Consider the following 10037-nt stretch of genomic DNA (forward strand, 5'->3'; position numbering starts at 1 on the left):
TTAAGAGGCCGTAAAGCAAACAAGAATCGAAGTCGATGGCAAGCCAGACGAACTCCGAAACCTTGCACGAGGCGCCCCGCGCGAACGAGCGGCCCTGGCTAAGGGCCTATCCGCCAAAAGTGCGGTGGGACCAGACCTTCAGCCCGCGCCTGCTCGGCACCCTGCTCGACGATGCGGTCGCGGCGTTCGGCCCAAGGCCATGCACCTATTTCATGGGGAAGCGCCTGACCTATGCCGAGATCGGGGCGCTATCGGACCGGGCGGCCAAGGGCTTGCGGGCGCTCGGCGTTGGCGAAGGGGTCAAGGTTGGGCTCTTGCTGCCGAACTCACCGACCTTCGTCATCTTCTATTTCGGCGTGCTCAAGGCCGGCGGGACGGTGGTCAATTTCAACCCGCTCTACAGCCTCGACGAGATCGAGTTCCAGATCCGCGACAGCGACACCAAGATCATGGTGACGCTCGACCTCGCCCTGACCTTCGACAAGGTCGAGGCCATGCTCACGCGCGGCGCGATCGACACGGCCGTGGTGGCGAGCTTCACCGCGCTGCTTCCCTCGCTCAAGTCGATGGGCTTCAAACTCCTGCAGCGCACCAAGCTCGCCGAGGTCAAGACGCGGGCCAAGACGGGCAAGATCGTGCATGAGCGGGAAGTCCTCGACAATGACGGGCGCTATCGCAAACCCGTCATCACCCCCGACGCCATCGCCGTCCTGCAATATACCGGCGGCACCACCGGCACGCCCAAGGGCGCCATGCTCACCCACGCCAACATCTCGATCAACGTGGCTCAGGTGAAGGCCTGGCGGAACCTCCAGCCGAGGGAGGCCGACCGCATTCTCGGCGTGCTGCCGCTATTCCACGTGTTCGCCATGACCGCGGTGATGAATTTCGGAATCATCAGCGGCATGGAGATCATTCTCATGCCGAAGTTCGAGCTGATCCCCACCTTGAAGCTCATCAGCGCGCTCAGGCCGACGATGATGCCGGGGGTGCCGACCCTGTTCAACGCCATGCTGCGCCATCCCACGATCAAGGCGTTCGACCTCTCATCGCTCGAATATTGCTTCTCGGGCGGCGCGGCCTTGCCGATCGAGGTGAAGCGCGGTTTCGAGAAGCTGTCCGGTGGCAGCGTGGTGGAGGGGTACGGCCTCAGCGAGACGTCGCCCGTCGCCACCTGCAATCCCCCCGGTTCCCCCAAGGAAGGCTCGATCGGCCTGCCGCTCCCCGCCACCGAGATCACCATCCGCTCGCTCGAAGACCCGGCGATCGTGGTGAAGCGTGGCGAGCCGGGCGAGCTCTGCATCGCCGGACCGCAAGTGATGACCGGCTATTGGAACAAGCCGGCCGAGACGGAGGGCTCGTTTGTCGGCCGCTTCTTCCGCACCGGCGACGTCGGCTACATGGACGAGGACGGCTACATCTTCATCGTCGACCGCATCAAGGACATGATCAACGCCTCGGGCTTCAAGGTCTACCCACGGCGCATCGAGGATGCGCTTTACGAGCACTCGGCCGTTGCCGAGGTGTGCGTGGTTGGCATTCCCGATGCCTACCGCGGCGAAGCGCCCAAGGCCTACGTGCGGCTGAAGGACGGCCGCGACGCGACGGCGCTGGAGCTCATGGAGTTCCTGCGGCCCAAGCTCTCCAAGCTCGAGTTGCCGGCCGCGATCGAGTTCCGCAGCGATCTGCCGAAGACCATGATCGGCAAGCTGTCGAAGAAGGACCTGCGCGCGCAACACAGCTAGCGCGGGCCGCAAGGGCCCGCGCCCCGTGCCTAAAGCAGGAAGTCGCCGGCGAAGAGCGCCCCGATCTTGACCAGGATCTCGAAGTCGGCCTTGCCGTCGCCGTTGACGTCGCCCTGGACGATGACCTTCGAGCCCTTGTCCTCGTAGCGGAGCTCGCCTTTCTTGTCGTGGAAGTCGCTCTTGCCGATGAACTTGAAGTTCTGATTGCCGGACACGCCGGTCTTGGCGTCGATGCCGCGCAGGTCGATCATGTCGTCCTCGGCGCGATTGAGATCGACGATGCGGTCGCGCTTCGCGCCGACGACGCTGTCATTGATCGAATTGAAGTCGAAGAAGTCGCGGTCATCGCCGCCGATCAGCGTATCTTTGCCCCTGTGGCCGGTGAGGGCATCATTGCCGTCGCCGCCGTTCAGCCTGTCGTTGCCTTTGCCACCTGTGAGCGTGTCGTTGCCGGCCTCGCCGAACACTTGGACGGCGGCGCCAGCCGCGCCGTTAAATTTATCGGCGCCGGGGCCGAGAAGGACATCGCCTGTGATCTTGCCCTTGTTGAGCACCACGTCGTTGACGTTGCCATTGAAGGCGTTGCAGTCGATGCCGCCGGCGATGGTGCCGCGATTGTCGAGGGACAGCCGGCCAACGTTTTGGGTAAAGATCGCTTCATCGGTGCCTTTGATGGTACCGCCGGCAAAATTTGTGACTGCCGTCGTTAGACCTTGAGCGGTGTTGATAAACACACCGAAAGTATCGGAGTGGATCAGCCCAAAATTTCTGATCGTGCCGCCGTCGAAGTTCGAAACCGGGGTAATTCCGTTGTCCTGTCCATAGATGACACCGAAATTGGTCAGCACGTCGCCGGAATAGGGGCCAAACTGGATGCCGCCGCCCTGATGGCCGACCACGTTGCCGTGGTTGGTGACGGCGGCGCCGTCGCTAGTCAGAGATATTCCACCAAGGCGTCCCTCGATGCCGCGGCCGGCGTTGTTCACGATGGTCGCATTGTCGCCAGAAAAGCGTACGCCGACGAACTCGAACCCGAAGATATTGCCGTTGTTGATCAGGGTGCTGCCATTTTGCATGCTTTCAATCCCGTCGCCGGCGCTCGAGCCGACGCGGATGCCGGGCGCGATGGTGAGTTGGATGTTGTTGGCGATGTATTGAATCGCGTCGGCGGCCGGGTCGACTACGTCGGTCGTGAGGGTGAAGTTGGTGCCGATAAAGAGGGTCATGATCTGCTCCTTCCGTGGCCGCGCCCGCACGCCGTGCGGACGGATGGAGGCTAAAGTGTCGTCTGGCCCAAACCCTCCGAAGCGCGCATGGCTTCGGAGCAAGGCCTCTGCGCTCAGAGCGCCGGAATCCAAGGCGTGCAGGCCGCCCCAAAGTGACGGCTTGCACGTCACGGTTTTCCTGGGAGAATCCTAAGACGGCCGGCGCCACACGGCTCGACTAAGCGCGACACCGAATTCGACCAGGAGCGCCACGATGTTCCGCTCCAACGACAAATTGGATTACTGGGCCGACTTCCTGAGGCAAGGTTTTGCGCCGTTCCGCGTCGAGCCGGCCGGCGATCTGCCGTTCCACGCCGAGATGGACGTGAGGAGGGCCGGAGACCTCCTGGTCGTGAGCGTTAGCGCCTGCGGCTGCCACGTGGCACTGACACCGGCCGAGATCGCGCGCGCGCGCGCCGGCGTCTATTCGGTCGCGATCGAGGTTGACGGTGACACGCCCTTAATGACGCGAGGCGAGGAGCGGCTCCTCACGCCGGGGGACGTGTTCATCGTCGACAGCATGCACGCCTATGAGTTCAATTTCGAACAGCCGTTCCGCCACTTGTTCGTGAACATTCCGAAGGCGTGGATCGACGCGCGGATGCCGCATCCCGAACGCCTCGCCGGTTCTGTCCTTCCGCACGACCGTCCGCTCGCCCGGATGCTCGCAGGCTATCTCGCCGCCGGATTCCAGACGATGGAGGAGCTGCCGCCCGCCGTGGTGGCCCTATACGGCCAGCATCTCGCCGACCTGGTGGCCGAGGCGTTCGCGGAGCCGCCTGGCAAGCCGCTACCGCCGGAGGCTTGGCGCGCCGCCATGTTTGCGCGCGCCTGCCGGGTGATCGCCCTCAAATTCGGCGATCCTTCCTTGAGGCCGGAGCGGATTGCGAAGGCGCTGGGAATGTCGACGCGCACACTGAACAGGGTTTTTGCGGCACACGGCACGACAGTAACGCGGCGAGTGCTTGAGCAGCGGCTAGACCGCGCCGCCAAGCTTTTGGCCTCGCCGGAGTCTTATGGCCGCACCATCACGGAGATCGCCTTCGCTTGCGGCTTCAGCGACGTCTCGCATTTCGGCCGCGTGTTCGCCGAGCGCCTGCGCGCGACGCCGAGCGAATGGCGCAAGCAGCACCTGTAGCCGCCGCGCCGGCGTGCCTAAAGGATGAAATCTCCTGCGCTGAGGGCGCCGGCCTTGACCAGAATTTCGAAATCGGCCTTGCCGTCGCCGTCGACGTCGCCCTGGACAATCACCTTCGAGCCCTTGTCCTCGTAGCGGAGCTCGCCTTTCTTGTCGTGGAAGTCCTGCTTGCCGATGAACGTGAACTTCTGATTGCCGGAGACGCCGGTCTTGGCGTCGATGCCGACGAGGTCGATGTCGTCGGTGCCGCGCTGGAAGTCCTGGATGATGTCGCGGCTCCCGCCCCGCACACTCTCCTTGATCGAATTGAAATCGAAGACGTCGGCGTCAACCCCGCCAAACAGCGAGTCCTTGCCACGGCCGCCGGTCAGCGTATCGGCGCCCTCTTCGCCATTGAGTATGTCGTTGCCAAGACCGCCGACGAGGACGTCCTTGCCTTCATCGCCTTCGAGCGTGTCGTCGCCGGCCAGTCCCTTGATACGATTCGCGCCGTCACTGCCGTAGATGAAGTCGCTGGCCGACGAGCCGGTCGCGTTGATCTCGGTCGCCGCGTCCCCGCTGAGAAACAGTCTCTCGACATTGTCAGGCAGCTTGATCGAGCCTGGCATCTGGAAATATGCGAAGACCGCATCGTTGCCGCCGTTCTCATTCTCGATAACCGTATCGTCCTGGTCGATGGCATAGGTGTCGTCGCCGAGTCCGCCCTCCAGGGTGTCTGCGCCACCGCCGCCCCCAAGATAATTGGCAAGATCGTTGCCTATGAGGGTGTCAGCATGCTGGGAGCCATACAGGCCTTCGATGTCGAACAGGGTATCGCCCGCCGCTTCGCCCCCAGAGGCGGATCCAGTCGCGAGATTCACCGTGACGCCGGCGCTGGAGTCTGAATAGGAGGCGTAATCGAACCCCTCACCGCCAAACAGCTGATCGCCACCAGGGCCGCCGACAAGCAGGTCATTGCCATTCTCGCCACGAAGGGTGTCGAAGCCAAAATCGCCGTAAATCCGGTCATCGCCTTCGCCGCCCCACACTTTGTCGTCGCCACTTCCGGCGTTGATGGAGTCGCCGCCGCCAAGCCCGAAGATGTCGTCGTCTCCCATTTTGCCGTAGATGTCGTCGTATTGATCGGTGACCCCGTCGTTCTGGTCGATCGTCTCGGAGTTGTCCGTACCGTTGACCAAAGCCATGATTCTGCTCCTTGCATTTTGGGGTTGGCGCGCCCTCTCGGACGGCGTTGGCACCGGGCCTTAGAGCGGTCCCGGCGCCGTTTCGTGAAGCGATATGGGGAGCGGCCAAGAGGCTCCGCGTCACGCGATCGGGGATGGCTCTGAAAAAATATTCTCAAGACTCTCCAACAACTTGGCCGTGCCGCCACCGGCAGACGGCTCGCCCTGCCGGACGAGCCGCGCCGCGCGGCTTTCTCAGTAGCTCGCGCTAAAGGATGAAATCGCCGGCGCTGAGGGCGCCGGCCTTGACCATGATCTCGAAGTCGGCCTTGCCGTCGCCGTTGACGTCGCCTTGGACGACGACCTTGGCGCCCTTGTCCTCGTAGCGCAGCTCGCCCTTCTTGTCGTGGAAGTCCTGCTTGCCGATGAACGTGAACTTCTGATTGCCGGACACGCCGGTCTTGGCGTCGATATCAACGAGGTCGATGTCATCGGTGCCGCGCTGGAAGTCCTGGATGATGTCGCGGCTCCCGCCCCGCACACTCTCCTTGATCGAATTGAAATCGAAGACGTCGGCGTCAACCCCGCCAAACAGCGAGTCCTTGCCACGGCCGCCGGTCAGCGTATCCATACCGGCGTCGCCCTTCAGCGTGTCGTCGCCATCCAGGCCAGACAGCTTGTCGTCGCCGTCGCGGCCCATCAAAAAATTGTCGCTGCTCGAGCCGTACAGGACATCGGCGAAGTTGGTGCCAAGGGCGTTCTCGAAGCTGAAGATGGACTCTGCCGCCGTCGAGGCGTTGAAGTCGTCGGCCGACGAGGCGGCGTGCCCGCCATGGGCCACCGTGTCGAGATTGATCGCTACACCCTGCACGCCAGACTGGCCTGCGTCGTAGGTGTCGATACCGGTTCCACCCTTGACGATGTCGACGCCATCGTCGCCGCCGGCGAGGAACCCAAACCAAAGGTCGTCGCCACCACCAAGCGATATCGTGTCCTTGCCGTCGCCGTCTCTGACCGTCTCCTTGTTGTTGCCGCCGCGGAACTCGTCGTCGCCCTTGCCGAGATCGATGGTCCCGGTCACAACACCATCGCCTTCAGAATCTTTGATGAAATTCTGGAAGATGTCGTTGCCGTCGCCGAGATGGACGTTCCCGTTCACCGTTCCGATATTGACGACGAGCTCGACGCCGCTTCCGCCAAGAATCGCGTACTCGCCGCCGCTGATCGTCCCGGCGTTAAGGATCTGGTGCGTGTCCGAGAGGGAGCGAATCCCGTAGCGCCCGCCCTCGATCGCGCCTGAATTGAAGATGCCGAAGTCTTCACCGGATGCGAGAATGCCGGTCGATCCACCCTTGATCGAGCCGGAATTACTGACGGAGGTTGAATGGGCCGCGGCGATGCCAATGCCCGACGACCCTCCGCCCGAAATCTCCGCATCGCGTCCAACGTCGATTGTCGAATAGAACGTGCCTGCGTCCTTGAGATTGACGGCATGGCCATCATCCGCAGTCACTTTGCCATAGAGGTTGAGCTCCCAGGCGCCGGAGCCGAGATTTAGAGCCGCCGTGCCTGCACCCGTCGCATGCACAGTGGCTCCAAGATCGACCGTGATGATGTCAGGCACGTCGCCGGAATAGGGGCCGTAAGTGTTTCCGTTGAGAAATTGGATGGGCATTGGGGCGCTCCTCGTGGTGCGATGGGTATTGATCGCTGGATGCGATGTGGCGGTGAGCCAAGAGGATCCGCGTCACCCGACCGGGTGATGCGAACGAATTTCGCTAGAGCAGGAAGTCGCCGGCGCTGAGGGAGCCGACCTTGACCATGATCTCGAAGTCGGCCTTGCCGTCGCCGTTCACGTCGCCCTGGACGACGACCTTGGAGCCCTTGTCCTCGTAGCGGAGCTCGCCCTTCTTGTCGTGGAAGTCCTGCTTGCCGATGAACTTGAACTTCTGATTGCCGCTGACGCCCTTCTTGGCGTCGATGTCCTTGAGGTCGATGTCGTCCTGGCCGCGCTTGAAGTCTTGGATGACGTCGCGGTTCGAGCCCTTGAGCGACTCCTTGATGGAATTGAAGTCGAAAATGTCGGCGTCAGCCCCACCGTACATCGTGTCCTTGCCGCGGCCGCCGGTCAGCGTGTCCATCCCGGCGTCGCCCTTCAGCGTGTCGTTGCCGGCCTCGCCGGACAGGAAATCGTCACCTGCGTTGCCGATAAGCGTGTTCGCCCCGCCGGTGCCAAAGATGAAATCTTGGCCCAAGGTGCCGACGGCATTCTCGAAGCTGAAGATCGTGTCGCTGGCTGTCGTGGCATTGAAGTCGTCGGCAGTCCTCGCGGCGTGGCCGTTATGCGCGACCGTGTCGAGATTGATCGCCACGCCCACGGCACCCGACTGGCTCGCGTCGTACGTATCGACACCGGCACCTCCGTCTATCGTTTCGTCAACATCATCGCCGCCGGCCAGAAAACCGAACCAGGCGTCGTTGCCGCCGGCGAGCTTGACGAGGTCCTTGCCGTCGCCGTCCACGACGGTCTCATTGGTGTCACCGCCCTCGAAAATGTCAGTCCCTTTTCCGAGCACAATCCTCCCGGTGACAGTCCCATATTGGGTGACCCCGTCTTCGGAGACGTAGTTCTGGAAGATGTCATTGCCATCCCCGAGGAAGACGCCGCCTTCGATCGTTCCGTAATTGGCGATGTTTTCGACGCCGCTTCCACCGAGCACGGCAAATTCGCCGCCTTTGATCGTTCCGCCGTTGAGAAGCAAGAGGTCATCACCACCGAAACGGATGCCGTAGCGAGCGCCCTCGATCATGCCGGTCTCTGAATTCTTGATGAAGCCGCTGTCGGTGGCGTTGATGCCCGCATAACCGCCTGTGATCGAGCCACGGTTGGTGATGTTCGTCACATGCGCGGCATTGATACCGCTGCTGGAAGAGCCTCCGGCAGAGATGGCGGCGCCCTCGTCGACGATGACCTGCGAAGAGAAGGCGCCGGCGTCTCTGAGATTGATCCCGTGGCCACTATCGGCGGCAACACCGCCGTTCACCACGACACTCCACGACCCCAAGGTGAGCGTCAGCGCAGGGGTGTCTGCCGCCGTGGCGTGAACGGTGGCCAGAGGATCGACGATGATCTCTCCCGGACCTGCCGCGGTATAGGCGCCGTACGAATTTCCATCGAGAAAGTGAAACGACATGATTGCTCCTTCAGAGTCGGGGTTGTCTTGCTGAGGAGCGATATGGGATGGGGCCAAGGGCTTCCGCGTCACCCGACCGGGTGACCCCCGCAAATTTCTACGATGTAGGAATTCCCGCTAGGCGAGTGGGCTGGCGAACTTCGCCATCAGCTTGACGAGGTCGGCCTGGCGGTTTGCTCCGGTTTTTCGGAACAGCCGCTTCAGATGCGTCTTCACGGTGTTTTCCGAGATGCCTAGGGTATCGGCAACGCTCGGAACGGAGCCAACTTCCACGGCAGTGAGCAAGACGCGAAGTTCGGTCGGCGTGAGCCCGAACGTTTTGACGATTACCTCTGACGGCGGCGACATGTCGAGGGCCGCCTTGTGGACGAATACGGCGGCGACCGCATGCTGGGCATTGCCCGTGCGTCGGCGTAAGCCGGACGTCAGCGGCAGCACGTGGGCCAAATGGCGTGAACTGTCGCGCGCGGCAAGCGCTACGGAGATGCCGCTCGTTCCAACCGCCATGTCGTCGAGACTCGCAGCGGCGAAAACGTCCTGAAGAACTCCATCGGCACCTGAATCCTGCGCAATGAGCCGGCCGCCAACGACCCGCGCAACTTCACCTGCCGCAAGGAGGGCTTGACCAGCCGCATTGGCATGGACGATGCGGCCGCCGGCGTCGACGAGGAACATGCCAGCATTCAGCCCGTCGAGCGTTTCGGCGAAAGTATCGGCCGCCGTCGTCTTCAATTCGATGACCCTGGAGACGAGCACGGCTCGGCGGACGTGCGGCACGATAAGTCTCGCGCGTTTGCGGGTCGCTTCGTCGGCGATACCGTGGGCTCGATCCCTGAACACCCCGAATACCGCCAGGCTGGTTGCAGACTTATCGAGGAGGGTATTCACGCAATCGACCAAACCCTGAGGCTGAACCCACTCCTTGTAGATTCGGCTCTGAAGAAATTCGTCGTAAGGGATTAGGTCCCTAGTGGCCATCGGCTCACCGATGTCGGCGAGGAGCAACGTGGTCGTGGTCGGGTCGAGTTTTATGTATGTGGTGAAATAGAGGTGTGTGTAGTGTGGATCGAGGCTGCCATCATCGTAGTAGACCGTACCGGTCCTGCTGCTCACGTCCTTGGAATAGAGCGCCGCTGAAGAGCCACCGACGAACGCGGCCGCCTTGCGGAGCACGCCGGGCCAAAGCGAAGGATCGAGCGCGGCGTCGTAGACGTCGCCGATCAGCGCCGATACTTTCTCCGCCTGTTTCATGATCCTGGCCCCAACGCGCCGATCATACCCTATTAGGGCATGGCGCGGGGGCCGGGAACGCGTTCGACGCGAACAAGGCCTGAGCAAAGGGCGTCGTCCACAGGTGGCCCCCGAAGGGGACCGCCGCGGCTAGAGCAGGAAATCGCCGGCGCTGAGCGCCCCGACCTTCACCAGGATCTCGAAATCGGCCTTGCCATCGCCGTTGACGTCGCCCTGGACGACAACCTTGGAGCCTTTGTCCTCGTAACGCAGCTCGCCCTTCTTGTCGTGGAAGTCCTGCT

General features: G+C 62.5%; 7 protein-coding genes. 2 read left to right on the forward strand and 5 right to left on the reverse strand.

What is annotated here, in order from left to right; genetic code table 11:
- Positions 1-35: 35 nt before the first annotated feature.
- On the forward strand, positions 36-1745 hold the full coding sequence (locus ACRECX_RS14725) for a long-chain-fatty-acid--CoA ligase (protein ID WP_431559599.1): 1710 nt from the start codon (positions 36-38) through the stop codon (positions 1743-1745).
- A gap of 29 nt (positions 1746-1774) precedes the next feature.
- Here the strand turns inward: ACRECX_RS14725 and ACRECX_RS14730 are convergent, their stop codons facing one another.
- Complete coding sequence (locus tag ACRECX_RS14730; RefSeq protein ID WP_431559600.1) at positions 1775-2971, reverse strand: calcium-binding protein; 1197 nt, start codon at positions 2969-2971, stop codon at positions 1775-1777.
- A gap of 253 nt (positions 2972-3224) precedes the next feature.
- Between ACRECX_RS14730 and ACRECX_RS14735 the strand changes: the two genes are divergently transcribed.
- Positions 3225-4148, forward strand: coding sequence for a helix-turn-helix domain-containing protein (locus ACRECX_RS14735; RefSeq protein WP_431559601.1), 924 nt, complete (start codon positions 3225-3227; stop codon positions 4146-4148).
- 17 nt (positions 4149-4165) lie between these two features.
- Here ACRECX_RS14735 and ACRECX_RS14740 read toward each other — a convergent pair whose 3' ends face one another.
- From ACRECX_RS14740 to ACRECX_RS14755, 4 genes are all read right to left on the reverse strand, one after another.
- Positions 4166-5332, reverse strand: coding sequence for a calcium-binding protein (locus tag ACRECX_RS14740; protein ID WP_431559602.1), 1167 nt, complete (start codon positions 5330-5332; stop codon positions 4166-4168).
- Positions 5333-5579: 247 nt separating this feature from the next.
- Positions 5580-6986, reverse strand: a complete 1407-nt coding sequence (locus ACRECX_RS14745; RefSeq protein WP_431559603.1) for a calcium-binding protein — start codon at positions 6984-6986, stop codon at positions 5580-5582.
- A 103-nt stretch (positions 6987-7089) separates the two neighbouring features.
- Positions 7090-8505, reverse strand: coding sequence for a calcium-binding protein (locus ACRECX_RS14750; protein ID WP_431559604.1), 1416 nt, complete (start codon positions 8503-8505; stop codon positions 7090-7092).
- A gap of 117 nt (positions 8506-8622) precedes the next feature.
- Positions 8623-9756, reverse strand: a complete 1134-nt coding sequence (locus ACRECX_RS14755) for a helix-turn-helix transcriptional regulator (protein WP_431559605.1) — start codon at positions 9754-9756, stop codon at positions 8623-8625.
- Positions 9757-10037: the final 281 nt, after the last annotated feature.

Source organism: Methyloceanibacter sp. (genome assembly GCF_050726195.1).
Taxonomy (GTDB): Bacteria; Pseudomonadota; Alphaproteobacteria; order Rhizobiales; family Methyloligellaceae; genus Methyloceanibacter.

Bases quoted from the DNA above. Each gene is read 5' to 3' on its own strand.
- ACRECX_RS14725 (WP_431559599.1), top strand. From the start codon at position 36: ATGGCAAGCCAGACGAACTCCGAAACCTTGCACGAGGCGCCCCGCGCG.
- ACRECX_RS14755 (WP_431559605.1), bottom strand. From the start codon at position 9,756: ATGAAACAGGCGGAGAAAGTATCGGCGCTGATCGGCGACGTCTACGAC.
- ACRECX_RS14745 (WP_431559603.1), bottom strand. From the start codon at position 6,986: ATGCCCATCCAATTTCTCAACGGAAACACTTACGGCCCCTATTCCGGC.
- ACRECX_RS14740 (WP_431559602.1), bottom strand. From the start codon at position 5,332: ATGGCTTTGGTCAACGGTACGGACAACTCCGAGACGATCGACCAGAAC.
- ACRECX_RS14735 (WP_431559601.1), top strand. From the start codon at position 3,225: ATGTTCCGCTCCAACGACAAATTGGATTACTGGGCCGACTTCCTGAGG.
- ACRECX_RS14730 (WP_431559600.1), bottom strand. From the start codon at position 2,971: ATGACCCTCTTTATCGGCACCAACTTCACCCTCACGACCGACGTAGTC.
- ACRECX_RS14750 (WP_431559604.1), bottom strand. From the start codon at position 8,505: ATGTCGTTTCACTTTCTCGATGGAAATTCGTACGGCGCCTATACCGCG.